Here is a 25,366-nt window from a genome sequence, read left to right on the forward strand (position 1 = left end):
ATGGTCGAGAAACGCGGCGCGGGGATCTGGCTGACTCATGCGTTCATGATCCTCGGCGTTCTGGTCATCTTCTTCCCGATCTGGCTGGCCTTTGTGGCCTCGACCGTGACGCAGGCCGATATCGTGTCGCCGCCCATGCCGGTGATGCCGGGGGACCAGTTCTGGGTGAACTACAAGGCCGCGTTGTTTTCCGGCGTCAACGTGCCCGTGGCCACGATGCTGTTCAACAGCCTGGTGATGGCCATCGGCATCGCCGTGGGCAAAATCATCATCTCGCTACTATCGGCCTTTGCGATTGTCTATTTCCGCTTTCCCGGTCGTCAGACCTTTTTCTGGATGATCTTTATCACCCTCATGCTACCGGTCGAAGTGCGGATCGTCCCGACCTTCGAGGTCGTGGCCGGTTTCGGAATGCTCAACAGCTATTCGGGGCTGATCTTCCCGCTGATCGCCTCGGCTACGGCTACCTTCTTATTCCGGCAGTTCTTTCTGACTATACCCGACGAGCTGGCCGAGGCGGCGCGCGTGGACGGAGCCCGCCCAATGCGGTTTTTTGTCGATATCGTCGTGCCCATGAGCCGCACCAATATCGCTGCGCTGTTCGTGATACTGTTCATCTATGGCTGGAACCAATATCTGTGGCCGCTGCTGATCACCACCGATCCCGAAATGAACACCATCGTGATGGGCATCAAACAGATGTTCCCCTCTGGCGATGATTTTGCGCACTGGCCGACAATCATGGCCACCTCGATCCTTGCGATGATCCCGCCGGTTATCGTCGTCGTATCCATGCAAAAGCTGTTTGTGCGCGGCCTTGTCGATAGCGAGAAATAAGCAATGGCACCTGTTACCCTGCAAGACGTCAAGAAAAGCTTCGGTCCGACAGATGTGATCCACGGCATCGACATCGACATCGCCGACGGAGAATTCATCGTCATTGTTGGACCCTCTGGCTGCGGAAAATCCACACTGCTACGGATGGTGGCGGGGTTGGAAACCGTGACCTCGGGCGAAATTCGCATCGGCGGGGACCGCGCCAATGACAAAGAACCGATGGACCGTGACATAGCGATGGTGTTTCAGAACTATGCGCTCTACCCCCATATGTCGGTGCGACAGAACATGGGATATGGCCTCAAGATCGCGGGTTTGCCCAAAAACCAGATCGATCAGAAGGTGATTGAGGCGGCGAAGCTTCTGCAGCTGGAACCCTTGCTGGATCGCAAGCCGCGCCAGTTGTCCGGTGGTCAGCGTCAGCGGGTTGCCATGGGGCGGGCCATTGTCCGTGAACCGGCCGTTTTTCTGTTTGATGAACCACTTTCGAACCTGGACGCCAAGCTACGCGTTCAGATGCGCCTTGAGATCCGAGAGCTTCAGGAAAAACTGGGCATTACATCTCTTTACGTTACGCATGATCAGGTCGAAGCGATGACCATGGCGGACAGAATGATCGTGATGAACGCGGGTGTGGCCGAACAGATCGGAACCCCGCTGGAAGTCTATGAGACACCAAAATCGCTTTTTGCCGCGCAGTTCATCGGCAGCCCAGCGATGAATATCTTCGAGGCTCGCCGTGAAAACGGGGTGATCAAGATCAAAGATACCGAAATCGCCCTGTCTGAAGGTGAGGACACCGCGCTCAAACTTGGTGTGAGACCAGAGCATCTGGCCATGGATGACAACGGCCCACTGGAGGCCACCGTCCAGATGGCGGAACCATTGGGGGCCAACACGTTGTTGCATGGCCATCTGGCAGATTCTGGAATGGCAATCACCGTCAGCCTGCCCGGCGTCCACCCCATCGAGGGTCACCATCAGAAGATGCAGTTCTCTGTCTCCCCAGCGCATGTGCATTTGTTCGACGATGCAACCGGCAGACGACTATAAAGCGACGGTCTCGACAGAGTTGTCACCCCGATATCAGGCCGAGCATATGAAGCTTTGAAGGGTGAAACTCGAAAGAAAAAACGGCTGCATCAGACGAGGGTATCCCTACATCTCTGAACAATTGAAACGGGCAAGAGTACGGTTTCGCACTTTGAGCCCTGGGCGGCGATCAGTCGCTTGTTTGGAATTCTCGCGACTTATGTTCCTCAAGTTGCAGCTTTTTCTGTCTGGGACAACGAAGTTTGTCGTCGTTGCGATGGTTGGTGTCTACGCCCACAGTCCGGGTAGAACGATCCGGGAAACAGCACCCCAGGTCCAAAAACAGTAACCACGTCCTAACCGGACCATGACGTCCGTGCTTTGCAGGATCGGATGATCAAACCCTGCCGACCAGCGAAACCTCGGGGCCGTCGTATCTTGAACATCGGGCGCGAAATATCTTATTAGTGTGCCCCTGTTCATTCAGTTTACTTATGAAGCCTGTAGGGTGAATCGCGTGGCATCGCGCTTTACTGAACTACTCCTCGCGGTCCTTTCCGACCATTGCAGCAGTCCGAGGACCCACTCGCACCTGAACCGCCGTTCCATATTCCATTCTTTGCTTATGCGGATCACTAACACCTCAATAGCCTGATTTAACGCCACCGGGTTTCTGATCCTAGGCGCCGCTTCTAGCTAACCCATTTTGCTAATTATTGGGCGATATCGCACTCACTCAGCGAAAAGCGCAACGAACCGCTGGCTTTCAAACAATCGCCCTTCCTCTTTAGTGGTGCATGCAACGTCTGTTGACGGTCATTCAAGCACCCTTTCTGCTGCGGCCCCATATCGACTTCTGAGAACAGTCGAACGGGCCCTGCTTGTGTGCTAGTTCGGACAGTACGTCGGACGATACGGACCAAATTGTCCTTAGTTGTAGAATTTAGGCTAACCTCAGGCCCAAAAAGAGCATCGATAATACAGGAGACCGGAGTGGCATTCACCCGATACGCGATCTATTTCGTCCCGCCTGCCGGAACCGCCTGGGCGGAATTCGCAACCAGATGGCTAGGGTGGAATGCCGAAACCAGCCAAGTGGTTCCGCATCCGGATCCGGTCGAGCTGGGCGGGATAGATTGTGCCGCCATCACGGAAACGCCGCGTAAATACGGTTTGCACGCGACGATGAAACCTCCTTTCAGACTGCATCCACAGTACCGCTTTGACGACTTGCGCAACGCCTGCAGCAAGATGGCATTTGGCCTGTCGCCGGTCGCGCTGGACGGGTTCGAGATTGCGCGGTTGGGACGCTTTCTGGCCCTGCAACCTGCGGCACACACTCCTGCTTTGGACGCACTGGCAGCAACCTGTGTGCAAGATTTGGATCGCTTCCGCGCTCCATCAACCGAGGCCGAACTGGCAAGGCGACGCAAAGCGACACTGACGCCTACGCAACAGGTTAACCTGACGAAATGGGGCTATCCGTTTGTCATGGACTCGTTCCGCTTTCACATCACGCTCACCGGTCGACTGGCCAAGGCCGAGTTGGCCCGCGTGCAAGATATTCTGGAAATGCGGCTGGCACCGCTGCTACCTACACAGTTTTCGATCGCCGATTTGGCGTTAATGGGTGAGGCCGAAGATGGGCGCTTTCATCTGCTCCATCGCTACGCCCTTTCCGGCTGAGGAGGCGGGCGTCAAAGCACCGACCTAGGTACCGCTGCTGACGCGATCCAAACGGCGGACGAAACAAACGTGCAATCTTAAGGCTGACCATCGGATGGAAATACCGAAGTCGGTCCAAGGGAATCGTGGCCGACGATATTCGGCTCCGACAGACAGATATCCTCTGGCCCCCAAACTGTCCCGTTGGTGCTGATGCCAGTCAAAACGCTTCAGATGCTAATTTGGTCACTCCGAGGCCAACGCGATAGTGCCACATGGGCTGCCGCAATCGCGGACCACATCGAACAGATCGTCCAGCTCGGGTTCTATCGTTGTTTCGACCGAGCCATCACGCAGAGTCAGCGTCACCAACCGACTATGCGCCTGAACCGCCGAAACAACTTCACCTCCATTGATCAATTCGACAGCCCGCTCCCAAGACACGGTTGTCGCAGCCTGATCCCTATTGTCCGCGCAGGCCGCTGCGAGATTCAGCGCAGACAACAGAAGGGCATGTTTCAACATCTTGGGGCCCTCCATAGGCACTGTGTTTTTCGACCGGGGCCGTATGGCTCGATAACGGATATAGGTATCGTTAGCTGAAGCAAGCGCCGAATTTCAATGCCCGTGACGGCCCTTATCGGAAAACCGTGTGGAACTCATCAGGTGTTGTTTGCGCCAGTGCCTCGATGTTTCTCGTAAGGCTTTTGGCTTTGGACGTGCCAATCAGAACCGACGACGTCAGTTCATGCGACTTGGCAAAGTGCAATGCGGCCGTCGCCAATGGCAGGCCAAGCCCTTCGGCCTTGTCCTGCAGCACCCGGACACGGTCCAGAATTTCAGGCGAGGCTGGCTGATAATCATAAGTCGCGCCTTCCACCGGGCCGGTGGCAAGGATGCCCGAGTTCAGCACGCCTCCGAGGACCAGGCTGGTACCTTGCGCATGGCATTGCGCGGTCAGGGCCTCTTCGGCTGAACGATCCAGCAACGTCAGGCGGCCTGCAAGCAGGATGACGTCAATCGGGCCGTGGTTCATGACATCAAGGCAAATTTCGTTTTCGTTCACCCCCAACCCGAACGCGCGGATGCGGCCCTGTTCCTTTAGCTTCACCAGCCGGTCATAGCCGCTGCCCAGAAACGCCTCCATCTGGGCCGCGTTTTCGGCACCGTGGGTATAAGTGCCGATGTCATGCACGAACACGATGTCCGCCATGGTGGTCTGCAGCCGTTCCAGACTGCTTTCCAGCGAGGCCTCGATCCCGTCGCCCGAATAGTCATAACGCACGTCATTGGGCAGCGGGTTTACGAACCCGTCCGCCTCGGCCATCGCTTGCCCCGGGGACAGCACCCGGCCAACCTTGGTCGAGATCACATAGTCCGACCGAGGCTTGCCCGACAGGAACTGGCCCAAACGCTGTTCCGACAGGCCGCGTCCATAATGCGGCGCCGTGTCGAAATACCGAATTCCAGCCTCCCACGCGGTGTTCAGGACATCTTGCACATCCGCGTCCGAGGCTTCACGGTAGAGGTTGCCAATGCTGGCGCAACCAAAGGACAGTTCAGTCACTTTCAGGTCGGTGTTACCGATTTGGTTGGTTTTCATCTTTGACTCCAAAAAACGGCCCGCATCCTACGATCCATAAAGCAGGTTCGGCAACCACAGGACCAGCGAAGGGACGAAAGTCAACAGCAGAAGGACGCCCAGCAAGGGAACAAGGAACGGTAGGGTCGCGCGAACACATTGTTCGAATGGCACCTTCGACACCCGCGACAGGACGAACAGAACCATCCCAACCGGAGGCGTCAGCAAGCCCAGCATCAGGTTCAGGATGACGATGATCCCCAGATGCACCGGGTCGATACCAAACTGCGCAGCCACCGGCATCAGTACAGGCACAAGGATCGAGATCGCGGCGATGGTCTCCATGAACAGGCCAACGATCAGCACCACGGCCATGATCAGCAATAGCACAACGGCCTTGCTGTCGGTGAAGGACAGCACGAATTCAGCGAAATGTGCAGCGACCTGATTGGCGGTCAGGATCCAGGCAAAGACCGAGGCCGCGCCCACGATCATCATGATCGCTGCTGTTGTCTCGATGGTTTCCAGTGAGATCACGGCCAGTTTCCGAACGGTCAGCGTGCGATAGACCAAAGTGCCGAGGATTAGTGCATAGGCGGCGGCCCCGATGGCGGCCTCGGTTGGGGTGAAGGCACCTGACACGATGCCGCCCACGATGATGACTGGGGTCATCAGCGGCAGGAAGGCTGCTTTGAACCGCGTGGCGATGACCGAGGGGCTGAAGTTCACATCGCGCGGATAGTTCCGCGTGCGCGACATCCACCAGATCATGACCGACAGCGACAGCGCCATCAGAAGGCCCGGCACGATACCGGCGACAAAAAGCTTGCCGATCGAGACCGAGGCCATGACGCCAAAGATCACCAAAGGCAGCGAGGGCGGGATGATAGGCCCGATGGTCGACGAGGCTGCTGTCACGCCAACGCTGAAATCGTCGTCATAGCCTGCTTCGCGCATGGCCTTGATCTCGATGGCGCCAAGGCCGCCCGCATCCGCGACGGCCGCACCCGACATGCCGGCAAAGATGATACTTGCGCCCACATTCACATGACCCAGACCGCCATGCATCCAACCGACGATGGCGCGGGCGAAGCCGAAGATACGCGCGGTGATCCCGGCGGAATTCATCAGCGCTCCGGCCAGAATGAAGAAGGGGATCGCCAGCAGCGGGAAGCTGTCCATGCCGTTGACCATGTTGTGCATCAACAGCACCGGCGGCAGCCCGGAATAGAGGATATAGGCGAAGGATGACAGCGCCAGCGAAAACGCGATCGGCACGCGCATCAGCATCAGGCCGAACAGGGATACGAAAAGAATGATCAGGCCCATTTGTCGACGCCTTCCTTCAGCTGCTTCACCCGCGCGACGATCTGATAGGTGACAACCCCCAGATTCCCGACCGCCAGTATCATGACCGCGGTGTGCAGGTAGTATTTCGGGAATGGCAAAGAGACCATTTGCTGGAACGAGGTGCGCTGGATCAGCTCCCACGCCGACCAGATGATGACGGCGAACAGAACGAAGGTTGCAACCAGTGCAAAGACATGCACCCAGCTGAGCAGGCGGCCATAATACTTGTCGACGAATTCCAACACGATATGGCTACCGACAGCCTGACACCGGATCGCACCGGCAAAACCCAGAAGGATCAGCAGATACCGCGCCGCTTCTTCGGTCCAGGCAATGGAGTCGTTCAGCACATAGCGGGTGAAGAACTGCAAGAAGACCACGCCGAACAGCAAACCGAACAGCGCCAGCAGGCCATAATCTGCCACGGTGATGCGATAGTTCCGAAAATGCGCGTCATCTTCGGCGGCTAGGGCGTCAAAGTCTATTTCGGGCGGGGCGTCGGACATCGGGACATACCTCGTGCATAAAGGCCGGACCCGGAACGACGCCGGGTCCGGCAGGGCGTCTTATTCCTGGATCGCTTGAAGACGTTCGAAGGTCTCAGCATCCCACGGAACGGTGTCACCGCTCAGCAAAGGTGCAACCGCTGCCATAAAGGGCGCACGATCCACTTCGTTCACGGTCACGCCCTGCTCGCGGAACCAGTCGGCCAGTTCGGCCTCGGACTGCACGATTTCGTCCGACGTAGCCGAGGCGGCTTCGGCCAGCGCGTCAATCAGAGCCTGTCCATCGTCACCCATCTTGCCCAGTGTTACGGGCGAGACCACGACGGCCAGGGAGTTGGTGATGTGACCGGTCAGGTTGATGTTCGACTGCACCTCATAGAACTTCTTGAACTGGATGGTCGGCAGCGGGTTTTCCTGCGCGTCCACAACACCTTGCTGCAGGGCCAGATAGACTTCGGCAAAAGCCATCGGCGTCGGGTTCGCGCCGGTTGCTTCGGGGAACATCTGATAAGCAGGCGCGTTCGGCGTGCGGATTTTCAGACCTTCCATGTCACCGGGTTCAAGGATCGGCTTGTTCGAGGTGACGTGACGCGCGCCATAATAGGTCATGGTCGCAATCGTGTTGCCTGAGATGTTCTTGTATTCATTGGCCATCTCATCGAACAGGTCCGAGTTCACGTAGGCTTTCCAGTGGTCATACGACCGCATGGTGAACGGATAATCCGAGATGCTGATCGGGCCATAGGACTGACCCAGGAACGCAACGCCGGTATAGATCGCATCGACCGTGCCCAGCGACAGCGCCTCGTTCAGCGCAGCCTCTTTGCCCAGCTGCGAGGCCGGGAACACCTCCATCTTGTAGCGGCCGTCGGTCTTTTCCTCGAGCAGTTCAGCAGCTTTCACAGCAGCAGCGTGATAGGGGGTCGAGGCCTCGTACACGTGGCCAAAACGCAGCGTCTCCTGCGCCAAACCAGCCGTTGCGCCAAGCGCAACAATACAGGCGGCCCCAAAGGCCGTTTTACCAAAGTTCAACATTTTGTCTTTCCTCCAGGTTGGGTGATAAGCCGCCCGACTGTTGTTGCTTTTAGGGTCAGACGGCGGGGGGTTATTCCGCTGCCAGTTTGGGCAGGAACCGGAAATCTCTGATGCTGTCGGGCTTCATCTCGATCGAGAACCCAGGTTGCGTGGGCGCCATGTAGGCTCCGTTCTTGACGACGCAGGGGTCGATGAAGTGCTCGTGCAGATGGTCCACGAACTCGATCCGCTTGCTGTCCTTCTCGCCCGAGATCGCGACGTAGTCGATCATCGACATATGCTGAACGTATTCGCACAGGCCCACGCCGCCCGCATGGGGCCAGACCGGCAGATCGTATTTCGCCGCCATCAGCATGACCGCCAGCACCTCGTTCAACCCGCCCATCCGGCAGCTGTCGATCTGAACGATATCGATTGCACCTTCCTTGATGAACTGCTTGAAGATGATCCGGTTCTGGCACATCTCGCCAGTGGCTACCTTGACCGGAGCCACCCCTTCGCGGATCGCCTTGTGGCCGAACACATCGTCGGGGCTGGTGGGTTCTTCGATGAAGAAGGGCCGCGCAAAGGACAGGGCCTTGACCCAGTCGACGGCCTGATCCACTTCCCACACCTGATTGGCGTCGATCATGATGTTCATGTCTTCGCCCAGCACTTCGCGCGCGATGGTCAGGCGGCGGATGTCATCATCCAGATCGCGGCCCACTTTGAACTTGGTGTGGGTAAAGCCTGCGTCCTTGGCCTCGCGGCACAGGCGACGCAGCTTGTCGTCGGAATAGCCAAGCCAGCCCGCCGAGGTGGTGTAGCAGGGATAGCCCTCGGCCTTCAGCTTTGCCACACGTTCCTGTTTGCCTGGCTCGGCGGCGCGCAACAGCGCCAGTGCTTCATCCGGCGTGATCGCATCGGTCAGATAGCGGAAGTCGATCAGGCGCACGATCTCTTCGGGGCTCATCTCGCCGACCAGATGCCAGACGGGCTTGCCCGCCTCTTTGGCCCACAGATCCCACGCGGCGTTCACGACCGCGCCGGTGGCCAGATGGATCGCGCCCTTGTCGGGGCCAATCCAGCGCAGCTGGCTGTCGCCGGTGATATGGCGCCAGAACCGGCCCATATCTTCGGTGATCCAGTTCAGTTCCAGTCCAGTGACCAGCGCGCCAAGCGCCTCGATCGCGGCCACACAAATCTCGTTGCCACGACCGATGGTGAAGGTCAGGCCATGGCCCTCATGCGCGCCATCGGTTTCCAGCACTACATAAGCCGCCGAGTAATCGGGATCGGGGTTCATCGCATCCGACCCGTCCAGACTGTCAGAGGTCGGGAAACGCAGGTCTTCGGTGCGAATGCCTGTGATACGGGTCATTTGCTTGCCTCCACGGTTTGACGCTGGACGCCCAGCCCTTCGATCCCCAGCTCCATGGTGTCGCCGGGCTTCAGATAGGTTTGCGGATTTTGCCCCATACCCACACCCGGAGGCGTCCCGGTCGAGATCACATCGCCGGGCTGCAGCGACATGAATTGCGACAGGTGCGAGATCACAGTCGCCACATCAAAATGCATCGTCTTGGTCGAGCCGTCCTGATAGCGGTGGCCGTTGACCTCAAGATACATTGGCAGGTTCTGCGGGTCTGGCACCTCATCCCGCGTCACCAGCCAGGGGCCGATGGGGCCGAACGTGTCGGCAGACTTGCCCTTGACCCACTGGCCCGAGCGGTGCAGCTGAAAGTCCCGTTCAGACAGGTCGTTGATCACGCAGTAGCCCGCGACGTGGTCCAGCGCATCCTCGACGGAGACGTATTTGGTATGCTTGCCAATCACCACACCCAGCTCGACCTCCCAGTCGGTCTTGACCGAGTTGCGCGGGATTTCCACGGTGTCATCGGGGCCGATGATCGCCGAGGTCGCCTTGAAGAAGATCACAGGTTCTTCGGGCAGCGCCATACCGGATTCAGCGGCGTGGTCGGCATAATTCAGGCCGATGCAGATGAACTTACCCACCTGACCGACGCAAGCGCCGATACGCGGCGCGCCGTCGACCACGGGCAGCGCATTCACATCCAACGCGCGCAGGGCATCAAGCCCGGCATCCGACAGCGCGTCGCCCGCGATGTCGCTGACTTTGCCAGACAGATCGCGGATCGCGCCGTTTTCATCCATCAGGCCGGGTTTTTCTTGTCCAACGGGACCGTAACGCAGCAGTTTCATCTCAAATCTCCCTGATCAAACGGTCCAGCCGCCATCGATGGCGAAGGCCTGTCCGGTGGTGAATGCGGTTTCATCGCTGGCCAGATAGACGGCCAGGGCGGCAATCTCGTCCGCGTGGCCGATGCGGCCCATGGGCTGGCGCGCGATGAAGTCTTTCATCGCCTGTTCATAGTCGCCGGTGGCGCGCAGGCGGTCGTGCAGGCTGGGGCTGTCGACGGTGCCGGGGCAGATTGCGTTGCAGCGGATGCCCTGCGTGATGAAGTCAGCAGCGATGGATTTGGTCAGGCCGATCACGGCCGCTTTAGATGCACAATACGAGAAGCGGTTCGGCACGCCTTTCATCGACGAAGCGACGGAGGACATATTGATGATCGAACCACCGCCATTTTCCAACATGCCCGGCAGCACCAGCTTGGCCAGCCGGTACATCGCCTTGACGTTCAGATCAAAGCTGAAATCCCACTGGTCATCGTCGCATTCGAGGATCGAGCCAGCCCCAACGAAACCGGCGCAGTTGAACAGCACGTCCAGCGCTCCGGCGGTCGCGACGACCTCGGCCACAGCATCTGCATCGGTGACGTCCAACTTCAGAGCTGTCACGCCATCGATTGAGGCCAGTTCTGCAAGCGTTGCATCATTAATATCGCAGGCAATCACCTGCGCACCTTCGGCCACGTATTTCTCGACGCTGGCGCGGCCAATGCCCTGCCCTGCGGCGGTAATCAGCGCTTTCTTTCCGGCCAGACGGCCCTGTGCTTTGGTCATGTCGTCCTCAATCCGTGTGGAATACTTCAATCATGGGCGCCCATTTTTCGCCTTCGGCGCGGCTGGGCAGCGGGTTTTGGCAAGGGTCGGTGAAACTCCACCATTCCTGCGTTCGGGGGTCTTGCGCCATGCGGGCCATGTCCCCTTCGAAATCGGTGCCGTGATATTCCCAGTAGCCGAACAGCAGGTTCTCGGGCTCACGTAGGAAAATCGTGTAATTGCGGATATTGCTTTGGGCGATCTGAGCCAGCACATCCGGCCAGACGGCGGCGTGCAGACGCTTGTATTCATCCAGCTTTTCGGGTTTCACCCCGATTACCATGCCCATACGTTGCATTATGAGCCCTCCCTGATCTCAATGGGCGAGGACTGGGCCGCAATAGCCTGCCAGTCCCACGCGATACCCAGCCCGGGCACATCTGACGGAATGGCAAACCCATCCTCGATGCGCATCGCGTCCGTGGTCACACTGTCAAGCTGCGGGATGTATTCCAGCCATTTCGCATTTGGCACGGCGCAGACCAGTGGCAGGTGCAGTTCCATCAGGAAATGCGGGCAGACCATGACGTTATACGCCTCGGCCAAATGCGCCACCTTCAGCCACGGGGTAATCCCCCCGATGCGGGCGACGTCGACCTGTACGATGCTGGCGGCGCCCGCTTGCAGATAGTCCTTAAACTGGCTCAGCGAATACATGCTTTCGCCGACGGCAATCGGCACCGAGGTCCGGCGCGACAGCTCGGCATGACCTGCGACGTCATCGGCGGGCAGGGGCTCCTCGAACCAACCGATATTATAGTCTTCCAAGACTTGCGCCCGGCGGATCGCTTCGGACAGGGTAAAGCCCTGATTGCCATCGGTCAGGATTTCATAATCCGGCCCGACCGCCTCACGCACAGCGGACAAACGGGTGGCATCCTCGCTCAGATGGTCGCGGCCGATCTTGATCTTCGAGCCCCGGAACCCCTGCGCCTGCATGGCCAGCGCGTCATCGACCAGGGCCTGTGTTTCCAGATGCAGCCAGCCGCCCTCGGTCGAATAAAGCGGGATGCGATCCCGCGTGCCGCCCGCGGCTTTCCACAGTGGCAGCCCCTGTTTGCGGCACCGCAAATCCCACAGCGCAGTATCAATCGCAGCCAACGCCAGCGACGTAATCGCCCCCACCGCCGTCGCATGGGTCAGAAACAGCAGATCGCGCCAGATGCCTTCAATCCGGTCCGCATCGCGCCCGATCAGCGCGGGTGCCAGCGTCTTTTCAAGCAGCGCCATCACCGACGGCCCACCCGTGCCGATGGTATAGCAATAGCCTACACCCTGCGCCCCGTCGCTGTCGGTCACGGTCACGATGGGCGTTTCCTGACTGACAAAGGACTGGATGGCATCGACCCGTTTGACCTTGGGGATCAGGTCGATCATGCGCAGTTCGATATGGGTGATGGTTGCCACGGTTGCTTACCCTCTCAGCGCCTCGCCAGTGTCCGCGTCGAAGACGTGGCACTTGTCGAGCACAAGGTGGAACGGCAGTGTTTCACCCGGATGCACGGGGCGCGGGTTGAACATTTTTGCCTGAACCTCGACCCCTGCCAGATCGGCAAACAGAAGGGTCTCGGTGCCCAAAGGTTCTTCCAGCGCAACCGGCAGTTCCAGATCGACCAGATCACCCTTTTCTTCAACCGCATGTCCGACCGGCATAAGGTTGTCGGCGCGGAAACCGAACTGCACCGCCTGTCCGGCCCGAACGTGATCACGTGCCGAGGCCGGGACGGGCACCGTGACCGCATCCTTCAGAACGATGGTCCCTGCATCGGTGACAACCCCATCGACAAGGTTCATCGGGGGCGAGCCGATAAAGGTCGCGGCAAAGGTATTGACCGGCGTGTTGAACAGCTCCAACGGAGTGCCGACCTGAACGATATGGCCATCGCGCATCAGCACGATACGGTCCGCCAGCGTCATCGCCTCGACCTGATCGTGGGTCACGTAGACGATGGTATTGCCGACGCGCTGGTGCAGCTTCTTGATCTCGACCCGCATCTGCGTGCGCAGCTTGGCGTCGAGGTTCGAAAGCGGCTCGTCAAACAGGAACACATCCGGGTGGCGCACGATGGCGCGGCCCATGGCGACGCGCTGGCGCTGACCACCGGACAATTCCGCCGGTTTGCGGTCCATCAGCTCATCGAGCCCCAGGATTGCTGCAGCCTCGGTCACAGCTTTGGTGATCTCGGCCTCGGGGCGTTTGGCGATCTGCAGCGTGAAGCCCAGATTTTCGCGCACCGTCATGTGCGGATACAGCGCGTAGTTCTGGAACACCATCGAGATGTTGCGCTCGCGCGGGGGTAGGTCATTGACCACCCGGTTGCCGATAGAAATCTCTCCGTCGGAAATGTCCTCAAGCCCCGCGATCATGCGCAGCGTGGTGGATTTGCCGCAACCCGAAGGGCCGACCAGCACCAGGAATTCTCCGTCATGGATGTCTAGATTGATGCCATGCACAGCTTGTTGCTTGCCATAGCGTTTGACGACGTTGTTGAGTGTCACTTCGGTCATTTCATTATCCTTTCACGCCGCCAAAGGTCAGGCCGGCGATCAGGTGCTTCTGCACGATAAAGGTCAGGATCAGGGCGGGTAGGATCATCAGCACGGCCAATGCGCACATACCGCCCCAGTTGATGGTGAATTCAGCGGTGAAATCCAGCAGGCCCACCGGCATCGTCTTGGACCCCACCGAGCGGGTCAGCTGCGAGGCCAGCGCGAATTCGTTCCACGAAGTCAGGAAGGCGAAGATTGCCGCCGAGGCCACGCCCGAGCGGGCCACCGGAAACTCGACTCGCCAGAAGGCTTGCCAGCGGGTGCAACCGTCAATCTCGGCGGCTTCGTGCAGTTCCTTGGGGATCTGGCGGAAGAAGCCATCGGTCAGCCAGATGGTGAAGGGCACGTTCATCGCGACATAGACTAGGATCAGACCGAAATGGGTGTCGATCAGACCGACGCGCGCAAACACGATGAACAGCGGCAACGACAGAGCAACACCGGGCACGGCGCGGAACAGCATCAGACCAACGAAATAGCCGTTCTTGAACTTGAACCGATAGCGCGCAAAGGCATAACCGCCGCCCATCCCGATCAGGATGGCAATCGCGGTCGAGGTGACCGACACGATCAGCGAGTTGCGGAAGTATTGGAACACCGGCACGCCACCCTCGCCCGCGCCACCGAACATGGCGCGGTAGTGGTCCAGCGTGAAGGTCGGCGTCCAGACCGGCGGTTTGGCCATGATCTCGACCGTCGGGCGGAACGAGTTCAGCACGATCCACAGGCCGGGAATGCAGATCACCGACATCACCAGAAACAGGCCGGTGAGATGCAGTGCTTTCATCAGGCGGCGCTGGTTGCGGTAGGATTGATTGCGGTCCATGCGCTTAGCCCCCCATGCCCAGCTCGGCGCGTGCGGCGCTGAGTTTGCGGAAGAAATAGATGGTGAAGGCAATCGACAGCAGGATCGAGACATAACCCATCGCATTGGCCAACCCCATGCGGGCGTCGACATAGCCAGTGCGGCTCATCAGCGTCCACAGCAGCTCGGTCCGGCGGGCGGGGCCGCCACCGGTCATGATCTGCACGATGTCATAGGCCCGTGCCACATCCAGCGAGCGGATGGTCATCGCGATGTAAATGAAGGGCATCAGGAAAGGCAGCGTGATGTGGCGGAAGGTTTGCCATGCGGTGCAGCCATCGACCTTGGCGGCCTCAAGCGGGTCGCGCGGCATGGCGAACAGACCGGCAAGGATCAGGATCGCAAAGACGGATGTGCTCATCCAGACCTCGGCGAAGATGATCGAGAACATCGCCAGCTTGCCATCCACCAGCCATGGCAGCGCGGCATCGGTGAAGCCCAGCGATTGCAGAACATTGTTCACCAGACCAATGTTGTCGTTGAAGATGAACTTGAACTGAAAGCCCACCAGAATGGGCGAGAACATCATCGGGAACATCAGGATCGTGCGCAGGGTGCGCTGACCCCATGTGACCTTGTTCATCATCAACGCGATGCCCAGCCCCAGCAGCAATTCCACGTTCAGCGCGATGGTCAGGAACAGAACGGTACGGCCGAACGCGGACCAGAATTTCCAATCTCCAAGGATTTTCTCGTAGTTCGCCGTGCCAATCCAGCGCCACAGAGACGACGGGCGCGTTAGCTTGTACGGGGTAAAGCTGGAATACAGCGAGAAGAGGAGCGGGATCAGAACAACGGCTGCCATTATGATGAAAGCAGGCAACAGAAGGACAAACCACTCCGGCAAGCGGCGGCGCATAACGACTTTCCTTGGATTGAGTGAAGGGTGCGGGGGTGTCAGCCACCCCCGCTTGGGCAGGAGGAGCCCTTAGTAGTAACCGGATTCGCGCATCAGCTCGTCCACCGCCTCAGCGGCATCGTTCAGCGCGTCCTCGACGGATTTGTCACCGACGATGGCGGCTTGCAGTTCGGGGAAGACGATATTGGTGGTCTCACCCCATTCCGGGATCGGCGGAACTGCGAACGCGTACTCGGCACCGGCGGCAAAGGCAGCCAGAGCTTCGGCGCGGAACGGATCGTCACCGGCTTGCGCTGCGGCCACGTTGGCTTCCCAGACGGCGCTGCGGGTCGGCAGCGAACCACCGGCGGATTCAGCCAGCTGGCTGTCTTCGCTGGTCAGGAATTTTACAAGCGAGACGGCGGCCTCTTTGTTTTCGCAGTCATTTGTGACCGAGAAACCGTGATGGCCCGACCAGCCGGTGCGTGTGACCGACCCCATCGGCTGGATCGCAACACCAACATTGCCCGCAGCCTTTGAGGATTCAGGATCGTTGAAGAACCCGGCCCAGCCCGGCCAATCCAGGTTCAGAGCAACCGTACCACTGGCAAAGCCCTGACCCAGATCATCCCATACATACGACGTGGTTCCTGCAGGAACCGCTTGCGCCTCGTAGAGGTCAACGAACCACTGCAATGCGCGCTGGCCCGCGTCCGAGTTGAAGATGGGTTTCTTGTTTTCATCCAGATAGTTGCCACCTTCGGCCACAACCATTTCATAGAACCGACCAACGATGGCCTCGTCCTTGCCTGCATATTGTGTGCCATAGAAGTTCGGCGGATCTGCGAAGAAGATCGCCTGATCCTTCACCTGCTCCCATGTTTCGGGAACGGCCAGATCATAACCGTATTCCGCTTTAAACGCTGCCGCCTTTTCGGCATCTTCATAGTTCGACTTGAGATAATACAGAACCGAGACGTCAAACTGCGCGCGCGGCAGCATCAGAAGCTCGCCGTTCACGGTCGACGCGCCAATGTTGCCCGGCACGAATTCAGCAACCGTTTCTGCCGGGACCAATCCGTTCAGGTCGACATAGAGACCTTCGTATTGCGGCGCAAAGGACGAGTGGTTCGATCCCACACACCAGGACGTCGTTCCAGCGGCCATGTCCGACTTGATTTCCTTGTCGATCTCAAAGTGGCTTTTCTTCGAGATGATATCGACCTTGGCGCCTGTGGCTTCTTCCCACTCAGCGATGCGGCCATACAGGCCCTCGTACTGCTGACCACCGATCAGCTTGGCTTCGACAACAGCACCGGGGAACGATCCCCAGTCTGATTCGGCGTATGCTGCGCCTGCGGCCATGACGGCGCAGCTGGCAAGCAACCCGCTGATTGTTCTGGACGATTTCATCACGTGCTTCTCCCTAGATTTAGCTTTTGGCGACTCTCCTGCATCGCCTGTATTCGTATTTAAAACATTTATTCACAAATAAATCAACATTGACATTTACCATATATTCAAGTCACTTTCGCAGGCAGTCGTCCTAAAACGCGACGTGGGAGGAATACGTGTCGGCAGCTTCTGAGAAATATCGCGCCCCTGCCCTGGAGAAGGGGTTGGACATTATCGAACTGCTTTCTCAGCACGCAGACGGGCTGGCCCAGGGCGACATTGCCCGCGCGCTCGATCGGTCCCAAAGCGAGATTTACCGGATGCTGTCCACATTGGTGCGACGCGGATACGTCATCCGGTCGTCCGATGACGATCTTTATTCGCTCAGCCTGAAAATGTTTGCGATCTCGCAACGGTACCCGCCGGTCGAACGATTGCTTGAAATGGCGCCGCCCAAAATGCGGGCGGTTACGCGCAAAGCCTGGCAGTCCTGCCATATGGGCATGGAAAGCAACGGAGACATTGTTGTGGTCGCCTCAATCGCCTCGCCCGGGAACTGGGGTCTGGCATTGCGCGTCGGGACCGTGATTGGCCTTGGAAATACCGGCACCGGGCGCGTACTGGCGGCGTTCCGTAGCGACGCAGCACTTGACGAGCTGCTGGACAAGCACCGGCTCGCACAGGGCGAGCCAGAACTGGACCCGGTCGAATTCAAAGAGCACGTCGCCCGCATCCGCGAGTGGGGTTATGAACGGATGCCATCGGCCACCGCGGTTGGGGTAACAAACCTTGCCTATCCAGTGCTCGACCACGAGGGACAAGCCGTCAGTGTCGTGAACTGTCCCTTCCTGGAAAGGATCGATCAACTGGACGTTCCCGGATTGGAAGAAGTGCATCTGCTCTACAAATCACTGTCTGATGAATTGACCGATTTCTACACGGGCAGGTTGCAAGCCTGATGGCGCGCGGAGCAGCTGCATAGACTACAGGGGATAAATCATGAATCAGAACGCAAAACCGATGATTGACACCCATCAGCATTTCTGGCGCCTGTCGCGCGGCGGCTATGCCTGGATGCCCGAAGACCTGCCCGTGCTCTATCGCGACTACGAGCCCGAGCATCTGCAGCCACTTCTGCAAAACAATGGGATCACCGGCACCATTGTCGTTCAGGCAGATGACAATGTCGCTGAGACCGAGTTTCTGCTGGATCTGGCGCAAAACCATTCCTGGATTGTCGGCGTGGTTGGGTGGGTGGACCTCGAAGCTGCGGACGCGGCTGAAGTGGTGCAGAGGTTGGCCGCATCGCCGAAATTTCTGGGCCTTCGGCCGATGATTCAGGACATTGCGGACGATCACTGGATGCTAGATCCAAAACTCGAAGACGGGTTAGCCGCGGTGGCTGAGAACAACCTGACCTTTGATGCGCTGGTTCTGCAAAAGCACCTGCCCGTGCTCGACACGTTTCTGGGCCGCTATCCCGATCTTCGGGTCGTGGTCGATCATTGTGCGAAACCTGAGTTCGCTCAGGACCGTTTTGAAGACTGGGCGCAGAACATGAAAGCCATCGCTGCACACTCCAATACCTTCTGCAAACTCTCCGGCCTTTCGACCGAAGCACCTGAGGGCGCAGGCTTAGAGGAGATCAAACCCTATCTCGACCATGTGTTAGGTGCTTTCGGGCCGGATCGCGTGTTGTTTGGCAGCGACTGGCCGGTTCTCAATCTGGTTTCAGACTACGATCGCTGGATCGCGATGATGCGCCAGTACGCGGATGCCTCAGATGAGCTGGACTGGGGTACGATGTTGTCCGAAACCCCCTGTCGCGCTTACCCAAGACTACGAAACCGGTAACAGCGTCAGACAGGCATGGCGGTGCAGAACGATTACGCCCAAGGCGAAATGCCTTGAGCGCTCCGCCGTCTCAGCGTCTTTACAGACACTTGAGACAGAGCTGATCTGGCGCAGGTCGCGGTCATCATTGCGGGCATTGAAACTGGCAATCTTCGAACACATCTACGGTGCCTGCGACCAGCCAAGACAGCATCCGGCATCGGGCTGCAAATCCCTGTTGTGATCGAACGGAAGGTCGCAGGACGGGCACTGGGGGCCGACCGAAGACGCCGACAGGTTCACTCGTCGGTGGAAGGGCTTCCGTGCCCCGCGGTCTGTTCCTGACGTGTTTGCACTATCAATCGACCCAGAGCCTCGATCTTGTCATCAACGTCCCGCGGCGTCAGCAAGCCTGCATCGATCAGCGTATCTTCTGCGGCTTTTAGCCAACAGTCGAAGTAACGGCTTTCCACATTATGGGCACTCTGGGCGAATTCTCTCTGCTCCATCGCCCTGATCAACTCTGCCAACCGCGACTGAAAAGCGATCCAAGGGAACGTCCCGTTCTGCACCATGGCAACGATCAGGCCGAAAATCCGGGTCTGCCACGGGGCTTGAAACAGCGGCCCGTCGCCTTGCATCGCCGGGATCGAGGCCGAAACCCACGCAATCGCGGCACGCTGATGGTCAGGCGGGTTCAAGATAGTCCTCCCACAGGTCCAGACAGACGCGGCCATTTGGGTCGGCGGCGTCTCCCCACAGGTCCGAGGCCTTGAACTCGACCGTATAGCAGTGCTGCGGACTAGGCCCCTGCCCCGTGGCCATAGCATCGGCGAACTGGAATACCCCGGTATCAGCGACGACCTGCCCCACGTGGTTGCGCACATAGCGCGGCACCCGCGTGTGACCGGCTGGACTGTTGGTCAGAACGCGCACCGACCGACCAACGGCAAAGCGCGGCACGGCGGTGTTTGGGGGGAAAGTCATCTCGGCCCCTGCTTTGGTGGCGGCCAATATGTCAGCCGGACCAACGGCCGGGTGATTGGCCTGCGAGATATCGAAACTTTTGCGACCCGAGGCCACTTCCTGCGGTTCAACCAACCCCGCTGCCTGCGCGAGCGCGGTGGCGGCCACGGTCCATTTTTCAAAGTAATCCAGTCGCAGGTAATCCTCTGGCGCGATACGTTCGATCGCGGCGCGATGTTCATCAGCACAGAAGGGCACCGACCAAGCCAGCGCCTCGGTCAGGGCGAAGGCGCGCTTTTGCCAGTCGTGATCAAAGGCGCGGTCCTGATCGCAGGGAACCGGGCCAAACCCGTGCATCCCGCCCATATCATGAATGCCATCCATCCCCTTCCCCTAGATCAAAGCCGTGCCGATCATGCCGTTGCGGGTGACAAGATCAGCCAGTTCTGCAGTGGACAGCCCCTCGGTCCCGTCGGGGCGGCGTGGCAGAACCAGATAGCGGATCTCGGCCGTGCTGTCCCAAACCTTGATCTGCACCTCATCGGGCAGGCTGACACCAAATTCGGCCAGAACCGCGCGAGGTTCACGCACCACGCGGGACCGGTATGCCGGACTTTTGTACCATGTGGGCGGCAGGCCCAGCACCGGCCACGGATAGCAGGAACACAAGGTGCAAACGATAACGTTATGCACCGCTTCTGTGTTCTCGACCACGCGGATATGTTCGCCCTGAAACCCGCTGAACCCCATTGCGTTGATCGCCGCAGACCCGTCGCGCAGCAGCCAGTCTTTGTACTCTCGGTCCGTCCACGCACGCGCCACCACTGCCGCGCCATTGCGGGGGCCGGTTTCGCGCTCGTAGTATTCGACGATACTGTCCAGCGTTTCGGGTTTGACCAGACCTTTGGCCACCATAAGCTCTTCGAGCGCGCGCACGCGCAACGCAGGGCCTTCTTCCAGGGGGTCGTGATCATGGGGCATGTGTCGGGTTACTCCATCGCGCCTAGAATACGTGCCAGGTTCGAAAACCGTGCGATCAGGGCGAAAATTACAATATTGATCACCATGAAGATCACCGCAATCGACGCAATGACCGGCGTGTAGCCGTAGCGCAGCGCGTTAAAGATCTTGATCGGCAAGGTCTCGACCGAGAAGCCCACAGTCATCAAAGCGATGATGTATTCATTCAGGCTGAGGACAAAGCAGAACGCAAACCCCGCAAAGGCAAAGGGGGCGGCAATCGGCAGGATCACCGTGCGGAAGACTACGGTGTTCGAGGCGCCCATGGTCTGGCTAGCCTCGATCAGTGCATGATCGACGCTTTCCAGCCCCAGCGAGATCGTCACAAGCGGCAGCGCCAGCAGGAACACCGCGTGGGCAATGATGACATTGATCATCAACCCGTTCAGGCCGATCCCGGTGAAGAACAACAGGAAGGCCAGCGCCATGATCACCGGCGGCAGGATAAACGGGGCGACCCCAAGCGCCAGCAGCGCCTTGGCATAGCGCAGCCCGTAGCGCCACGCGAAATAGGCCACCGGCATCGCGATCAGCACCGACAGGCTGGCCGAGGCAAAGGCGATGAACAGCGAATTTTTCAGCGCCGTGAACCAATCATTTGCAACAAAAACCTCGGCATACCAACGGAAGGAAAAGCCGCGTGGCGGGAAGGCCAGGAACTTTTTGGCATTGAACGACACGGCCGCGATCACAAGGATCGGTCCGATCAGATACAGCGCAAACAGCGCCAGATAGATACTGCGCAGTGCCCTCATGCCTTTTTCCCCGAGAATTTTGTGACCAGCCAGATCACAGTCGCGCTGAGGACCAACAACACCACAGCCAATGCCGAAGCAAACGGCATGTTGAAGTTGAAAATCGCCTGATCCGTGATCAGCACTGACAGCGTCCAATGTTCGGGTTTACCCAGAACCTGCGGCACAATGATGGCCCCCAGCGTCAGCACGAAAACCGTCACCCCGCCCGAGATGATCGCGGGCCGCGTAACCGGAATGATCACCGTAAAAAACGTCCGCAAGGGCGAGGCCCCCAGCGTGCGCGAAGCCTCGATCAGGCTTTTGTCCAATCGGCTGAGGGCCGGAAACAGCAGCAGAACCGAAAACGGTACGGTTAGATAGACCAGCGCGGCGACTACTGCGCCTGCAGAGGGCGTCATGGCAAAGCTTTTCTCGATCACGCCGATCCAGACAAGGATATTGGCCACGCCAGCGGTGCGGGATAGCAGGATTTGCCAGCTAAACGCGATCAGCACCTCGGACAATGACAGCTGCGCCAGAATGTAGATCAGCCAAAAGGTTTGCGAGCGGGGCGGGAACGTGGTCAGGAAATAGGTGAAGGGATACGCGATCAGCAGGCTCAGCACCGCGATCAGCGCGCACAGACCCGCCGAAAACAGCGCCCGCTCGATGTAGAACCACGTCAGGAACCGTTCGAAATGCTGCAGGTCAAAGCTGGTGGCATAGCTTCCGTCATCGGTTGGCGTGGACACGCTGGTCAACAGGATCAGGACAAAGGGGATCACAAAAAACGCCCCAATCATCACCGAGGACGGGATCAGCCCGATATAGCGGGAAAGCGCGCTTGTCTGCATCCCTTCCTCCCTACACCGCCAGCACGCTGCAGGCCGCAGCGGGCATTTCAACATGGACCTGATCGCCAACTTTCACATTGGGCCAGTCCTTTGGCGTCAGGACCGAGATCACCTCATGCCCGGCACAATCCACCAAAATCTCGATCGTGGCCCCGATATCGCGCACAAATGTCACTGTGCCGGTGACCGAATTGGCCACATCCACGTCTGATGGGTGATGCACGAACACCTCTTCGGGTCGGGTCATCAGCAGAACGTCATCACCTTGGGCAAAGTGGCCTGTGTAGCCGCCCACCATCAGATCGGCCCCGTTCACATGCACGCTGTCAGGCCCCGACATTTTGGCGGGCAGCAGGTTGCTGGTGCCGATGAACCCGGCCACGAATTTGTCGACCGGGGTCTTGTAGATCTCCATCGGGGTGCCTGTCTGCAGCACCTGCGCCTTGCCCATGACCACGATCTGATCAGCCATCGTCATCGCTTCGGTCTGATCATGGGTGACGACGACGGTGGTGATCCCAAGCTCTTGCTGCAACTTGCGCAGCTCGATCTGCATAACCTCGCGCAGATTGGCATCCAGCGCCGACATCGGCTCATCCAAAAGGAACACCTGCGGGTTCAGTGCCAAGGCCCGCGCGATGGCCACGCGCTGACGTTGACCGCCCGACAATTGCGAGATCTTGCGGTCCTCAACCCCCGGCAGGTGGACCATATCCAACAACTGACGCGCGCGGTCTTCGCACTCGGACCGGGAATGGCCCCGAATGCGCATGGCATAACTGATGTTTTCACCCACATTCAGATGCGGAAACAGCGCAAAGGACTGAAACACCATGCCGATGTTGCGCTGATGGACAGGCACGCCGGTCAAGTCCTGATCCTCGAAACGGATCGTGCCCTGTGTGGGTTCGTCCAGCCCGGCGATCATCCGCAGCAGAGTGGTCTTACCACAGCCAGACGGGCCCAAAAAACAGATCATCTCGCCGGCATTAAACTGAAGGTTCACATCTTTGACGGCCGTCACGGTGCCAAACTTTTTGGTGACGTTTTCGATGCTCAAACCGGGCATGTGGGTCTTTTCTTTCAACAAGGGAAACGGCCCGCCCCACCTGCGCGGGACGGGCCTGTGTCGTGAGTGGTGTTAACCCGCGATCATCTGGTTCCAGGTGTCGGAAATCCAGTCCGCGTGATCCTTGTAAATGTCATAACGCGGCACGATCGGGGCCTTGGGACTGCTTACTGCGGCCAGTTCTTCGGCCGTCAGGTCTGTCAGCGCGGGATCAATCACGGGCGCGGTGCCCACATTGCGCGACAAAAGGGCCTGCGTTTCAGCCGCCGAGATAAAGTTGATGAACTCATGAATCTCGTCCACCGGTTTGGCGTGTTCGGGCACGATCCAATAGCCCGAGTCGACGATCGCACCTTCTTTCGGGAAAGTGGAGACAACCGGGAACCCCTCGGCTGCAGCCAGACCGGCCACGTCGTGGTAGTATTGCCCCATCGGAATCTCGCCATCCTGCAGCGCCTGCTGGAACGCGCCTTCGTCCTTGTACCAAAGCCGTACATTAGGGACGAGTTCGGACAGCTTGTCGAATACCTGTTGGATACCTTCCTTGGTGTCCAAAATATCCGTGCCACCAAAGAATGTGGCCGCCGTCACCTCGAGCATGTGCGAGTTCGACGCCAGACCCAGCAGACCGATCTGGTCCTTGTAGGTCTCATCCCACAGCGCGGCCCAGCTGTCCGGCGCGTCGGGAATTTCGTCCGAATTGGTGCACAGCGTGATGTACCACGATACCGCGCCGACGCCGTACAGGGTACCGTCGTCATAGCGATCCTTGAACCGGTCCGGCATGTTCGACAGGTTCGGGATTTTGGAATCGTCCAGCGTTTTGAACACTTTCTGATCCGCCCCGTGGCTGCGCGGGATGCCTGCCATCAGCGACACATCCGCCAGGGCGGTTTTGGCGCGGGCGGCGTTCTTGATCTGCACCAACCATGTTTCGCCGGTGGGCACGGCGACCGAGTTCACCTCGATCCCTGTAGCTTTGGTGAACTCGGGAAAGATGAACTCTTTGAAGCTGTCTTCAAAGAACCCGCCATAGGTCCCGACCTTCAGCGATTGGGCGGCTTGCACGATGGCGGGTGCGGCGAGTGCGGCGGCCCCGGTTGCTGCAGCGGTGCCTAAGAACCGGCGACGTGAAAAATTTGTTGGCATTGTGATCTCCTGTTGGTTTTGTTCAGTTGGCCCGGTTTTTGGGCAGGACGCAAAGCATTTCATACGCCAGGTTCGCCCCGATCAGCGCGGTGCAACCGCTGACATCATATTGCGGCGAGACCTCGACCAGATCGGTTCCGACAAGGTTCAGCCCCGCGCAGCCGCGCACGATCTCAAGCGCCTGAATATTGGTCAGCCCGCCCATTTCAACCGTCCCGGTTCCGGGCGCATAGGCGGGGTCCAGACTGTCTATGTCAAAGGTCAGATAGGTTGGCGTGTCGCCGATCTTGGCACGGATATCCTGCATCAGAGGGGCCAAAGACTTGTGCCAGCATTCCTCGGCCGGAATGACGGTAAAGCCCTTCTGCCGGCCCCAGTCGAAATCGTCAGGCGCATAGCCCGTGCCGCGCAGCCCGATCTGAAAAACCTTGTCGATTTGCAGCAGGCCATCTTCGACCGCGCGGCGGAACGGGGTGCCGTGGGCGATCTTTTCGCCGAACATCTCGTCATTCGTGTCGGCATGGGCATCCACATGGATCAACGCGACCGGCCCGTGCTTGCGCGCAATGGACCGCAAGACTGGATAAGTCAGCGTGTGATCCCCGCCCAGCGTGATCGGCACCACATCATGACGCAAAATCTCATCATAGGCGTCGGTGATGATGTCCATGGTTTTCTTCAGATCAAACGTGTTGATCGCCACATCGCCAATATCGGCCACCTGCATATTGGCAAAGGGCGCGGCCCCCGTTGCCATATTGAACGGTCGCAGCATACAGCTTTCGGCACGGATTGCGCGCGGGCCATGCCGCGTTCCGGTCCGGTTGGAGGTGCCGATATCCATCGGTATCCCCACAAAGCACGCGTCCAACCCCTGCGCGCTGTCTTGCGCCGGTAGCCGCATCATCGTGGTTCCGCCACCGAAACGCGGCATCTCGTTCCCGCCCAGAGGTTGATTGAAATGCGGCCTTGCGGTGTCTGGCATTGTGGTTCCTGTTGCGCTGATCATTCGATTATCGCCAGACCCTAGCCAGAGGCGGTTGGTCGAAAAATATCGTTGGGCAAACTCTTACATTT

General features: G+C 58.8%; 27 protein-coding genes. 5 read left to right on the plus strand and 22 right to left on the minus strand.

Annotation, left to right across the window (positions count from 1 at the left end; translation table 11 throughout):
• From ugpE to ACR0KM_RS05025, 3 genes are all read left to right on the plus strand, one after another.
• Nucleotides 1-837 (plus strand): sn-glycerol-3-phosphate ABC transporter permease UgpE, encoded by an 837-nt coding sequence (ugpE, locus tag ACR0KM_RS05015; RefSeq protein ID WP_480821334.1) that lies wholly within the window; start codon nucleotides 1-3, stop codon nucleotides 835-837.
• A gap of 3 nt (nucleotides 838-840) precedes the next feature.
• On the plus strand, nucleotides 841-1,890 hold the full coding sequence (gene ugpC / locus ACR0KM_RS05020; protein WP_480857994.1) for a sn-glycerol-3-phosphate ABC transporter ATP-binding protein UgpC: 1,050 nt from the start codon (nucleotides 841-843) through the stop codon (nucleotides 1,888-1,890).
• Nucleotides 1,891-2,862: 972 nt separating this feature from the next.
• Nucleotides 2,863-3,555 (plus strand): DUF1045 domain-containing protein, encoded by a 693-nt coding sequence (locus ACR0KM_RS05025; protein WP_480857996.1) that lies wholly within the window; start codon nucleotides 2,863-2,865, stop codon nucleotides 3,553-3,555.
• A gap of 225 nt (nucleotides 3,556-3,780) precedes the next feature.
• Here ACR0KM_RS05025 and ACR0KM_RS05030 read toward each other — a convergent pair whose 3' ends face one another.
• The 14 genes from ACR0KM_RS05030 to ACR0KM_RS05095 all read right to left on the minus strand — a co-directional run bounded on the left by ACR0KM_RS05030 (nucleotide 3,781) and on the right by ACR0KM_RS05095 (nucleotide 16,679).
• Nucleotides 3,781-4,059: a hypothetical protein gene (locus ACR0KM_RS05030; protein WP_480857998.1), complete on the minus strand. Its 279-nt coding sequence runs from the start codon at nucleotides 4,057-4,059 to the stop codon at nucleotides 3,781-3,783.
• A gap of 112 nt (nucleotides 4,060-4,171) precedes the next feature.
• Nucleotides 4,172-5,137, minus strand: a complete 966-nt coding sequence (locus ACR0KM_RS05035) for an aldo/keto reductase (RefSeq protein ID WP_480857999.1) — start codon at nucleotides 5,135-5,137, stop codon at nucleotides 4,172-4,174.
• Between the two features lie 27 nt (nucleotides 5,138-5,164).
• Nucleotides 5,165-6,445: a TRAP transporter large permease gene (locus tag ACR0KM_RS05040; protein WP_480858001.1), complete on the minus strand. Its 1,281-nt coding sequence runs from the start codon at nucleotides 6,443-6,445 to the stop codon at nucleotides 5,165-5,167.
• Complete coding sequence (locus tag ACR0KM_RS05045) at nucleotides 6,436-6,972, minus strand: TRAP transporter small permease (protein ID WP_170437792.1); 537 nt, start codon at nucleotides 6,970-6,972, stop codon at nucleotides 6,436-6,438. Before ACR0KM_RS05045 ends, ACR0KM_RS05040 begins: the two co-directional genes overlap by 10 nt.
• Nucleotides 6,973-7,032: 60 nt before the next feature.
• Complete coding sequence (locus tag ACR0KM_RS05050; protein WP_480858003.1) at nucleotides 7,033-8,007, minus strand: sialic acid TRAP transporter substrate-binding protein SiaP; 975 nt, start codon at nucleotides 8,005-8,007, stop codon at nucleotides 7,033-7,035.
• A 70-nt stretch (nucleotides 8,008-8,077) separates the two neighbouring features.
• Entirely contained in the window at nucleotides 8,078-9,367 is a 1,290-nt protein-coding gene (locus ACR0KM_RS05055; protein ID WP_480858005.1) for an L-fuconate dehydratase, read from the minus strand.
• A complete protein-coding gene (locus tag ACR0KM_RS05060; protein ID WP_480534355.1) occupies nucleotides 9,364-10,209 on the minus strand; it encodes a fumarylacetoacetate hydrolase family protein in 846 nt (281 codons plus the stop codon). Before ACR0KM_RS05060 ends, ACR0KM_RS05055 begins: the two co-directional genes overlap by 4 nt.
• A gap of 15 nt (nucleotides 10,210-10,224) precedes the next feature.
• On the minus strand, nucleotides 10,225-10,974 hold the full coding sequence (locus ACR0KM_RS05065) for an SDR family oxidoreductase (RefSeq protein ID WP_480858006.1): 750 nt from the start codon (nucleotides 10,972-10,974) through the stop codon (nucleotides 10,225-10,227).
• Between the two features lie 7 nt (nucleotides 10,975-10,981).
• Nucleotides 10,982-11,311 (minus strand): L-rhamnose mutarotase, encoded by a 330-nt coding sequence (locus ACR0KM_RS05070; protein ID WP_480534359.1) that lies wholly within the window; start codon nucleotides 11,309-11,311, stop codon nucleotides 10,982-10,984.
• Nucleotides 11,311-12,420 carry a mandelate racemase/muconate lactonizing enzyme family protein gene (locus tag ACR0KM_RS05075; RefSeq protein ID WP_480858009.1) on the minus strand — a complete coding sequence of 370 codons (1,110 nt, stop codon included), beginning with the start codon at nucleotides 12,418-12,420 and terminating at the stop codon, nucleotides 11,311-11,313. Before ACR0KM_RS05075 ends, ACR0KM_RS05070 begins: the two co-directional genes overlap by 1 nt.
• A 6-nt stretch (nucleotides 12,421-12,426) precedes the next feature.
• Nucleotides 12,427-13,521 (minus strand): ABC transporter ATP-binding protein, encoded by a 1,095-nt coding sequence (locus tag ACR0KM_RS05080; RefSeq protein ID WP_480858011.1) that lies wholly within the window; start codon nucleotides 13,519-13,521, stop codon nucleotides 12,427-12,429.
• A gap of 4 nt (nucleotides 13,522-13,525) precedes the next feature.
• Nucleotides 13,526-14,389, minus strand: coding sequence for a carbohydrate ABC transporter permease (locus ACR0KM_RS05085; protein ID WP_480858012.1), 864 nt, complete (start codon nucleotides 14,387-14,389; stop codon nucleotides 13,526-13,528).
• 4 nt (nucleotides 14,390-14,393) lie between these two features.
• On the minus strand, nucleotides 14,394-15,287 hold the full coding sequence (locus ACR0KM_RS05090; RefSeq protein ID WP_480820486.1) for a carbohydrate ABC transporter permease: 894 nt from the start codon (nucleotides 15,285-15,287) through the stop codon (nucleotides 14,394-14,396).
• Between the two features lie 69 nt (nucleotides 15,288-15,356).
• Nucleotides 15,357-16,679 carry an extracellular solute-binding protein gene (locus ACR0KM_RS05095; RefSeq protein WP_480534369.1) on the minus strand — a complete coding sequence of 441 codons (1,323 nt, stop codon included), beginning with the start codon at nucleotides 16,677-16,679 and terminating at the stop codon, nucleotides 15,357-15,359.
• A gap of 158 nt (nucleotides 16,680-16,837) precedes the next feature.
• On the opposite strand from ACR0KM_RS05095, the gene ACR0KM_RS05100 reads away from it, so the two are divergent.
• Together ACR0KM_RS05100 and ACR0KM_RS05105 are read left to right on the plus strand one after the other, a co-directional pair.
• The gene (locus tag ACR0KM_RS05100; protein ID WP_480858014.1) at nucleotides 16,838-17,620 is read left to right on the plus strand and encodes an IclR family transcriptional regulator; all 783 of its coding nucleotides are present in this window, start codon (nucleotides 16,838-16,840) and stop codon (nucleotides 17,618-17,620) included.
• Between the two features lie 40 nt (nucleotides 17,621-17,660).
• Nucleotides 17,661-18,515 (plus strand): amidohydrolase family protein, encoded by an 855-nt coding sequence (locus tag ACR0KM_RS05105; protein ID WP_480858015.1) that lies wholly within the window; start codon nucleotides 17,661-17,663, stop codon nucleotides 18,513-18,515.
• A gap of 278 nt (nucleotides 18,516-18,793) precedes the next feature.
• On the opposite strand, the gene ACR0KM_RS05110 is transcribed toward ACR0KM_RS05105, so the two are convergent.
• The 8 genes from ACR0KM_RS05110 to speB form a co-directional block, all read right to left on the minus strand.
• Nucleotides 18,794-19,195: a nitrile hydratase accessory protein gene (locus ACR0KM_RS05110; RefSeq protein ID WP_480858017.1), complete on the minus strand. Its 402-nt coding sequence runs from the start codon at nucleotides 19,193-19,195 to the stop codon at nucleotides 18,794-18,796.
• A complete protein-coding gene (gene nthB, locus ACR0KM_RS05115; RefSeq protein WP_480858019.1) occupies nucleotides 19,182-19,844 on the minus strand; it encodes a nitrile hydratase subunit beta in 663 nt (220 codons plus the stop codon). Before nthB ends, ACR0KM_RS05110 begins: the two co-directional genes overlap by 14 nt.
• Nucleotides 19,845-19,853: 9 nt before the next feature.
• Entirely contained in the window at nucleotides 19,854-20,441 is a 588-nt protein-coding gene (gene nthA / locus ACR0KM_RS05120) for a nitrile hydratase subunit alpha (RefSeq protein ID WP_480858021.1), read from the minus strand.
• An 8-nt stretch (nucleotides 20,442-20,449) separates the two neighbouring features.
• On the minus strand, nucleotides 20,450-21,235 hold the full coding sequence (locus ACR0KM_RS05125) for an ABC transporter permease (protein ID WP_480858023.1): 786 nt from the start codon (nucleotides 21,233-21,235) through the stop codon (nucleotides 20,450-20,452).
• Nucleotides 21,232-22,071 (minus strand): ABC transporter permease, encoded by an 840-nt coding sequence (locus ACR0KM_RS05130; protein ID WP_480858025.1) that lies wholly within the window; start codon nucleotides 22,069-22,071, stop codon nucleotides 21,232-21,234. Before ACR0KM_RS05130 ends, ACR0KM_RS05125 begins: the two co-directional genes overlap by 4 nt.
• 10 nt (nucleotides 22,072-22,081) lie before the next feature.
• On the minus strand, nucleotides 22,082-23,140 hold the full coding sequence (locus tag ACR0KM_RS05135; RefSeq protein WP_480858026.1) for an ABC transporter ATP-binding protein: 1,059 nt from the start codon (nucleotides 23,138-23,140) through the stop codon (nucleotides 22,082-22,084).
• A 72-nt stretch (nucleotides 23,141-23,212) separates the two neighbouring features.
• Nucleotides 23,213-24,289 (minus strand): ABC transporter substrate-binding protein, encoded by a 1,077-nt coding sequence (locus ACR0KM_RS05140; protein ID WP_480858028.1) that lies wholly within the window; start codon nucleotides 24,287-24,289, stop codon nucleotides 23,213-23,215.
• A 22-nt stretch (nucleotides 24,290-24,311) separates the two neighbouring features.
• Nucleotides 24,312-25,274 (minus strand): agmatinase, encoded by a 963-nt coding sequence (gene speB / locus ACR0KM_RS05145; RefSeq protein ID WP_480858030.1) that lies wholly within the window; start codon nucleotides 25,272-25,274, stop codon nucleotides 24,312-24,314.
• Nucleotides 25,275-25,366: the final 92 nt, after the last annotated feature.

Source organism: Ruegeria sp. G10 (assembly GCF_056533645.1).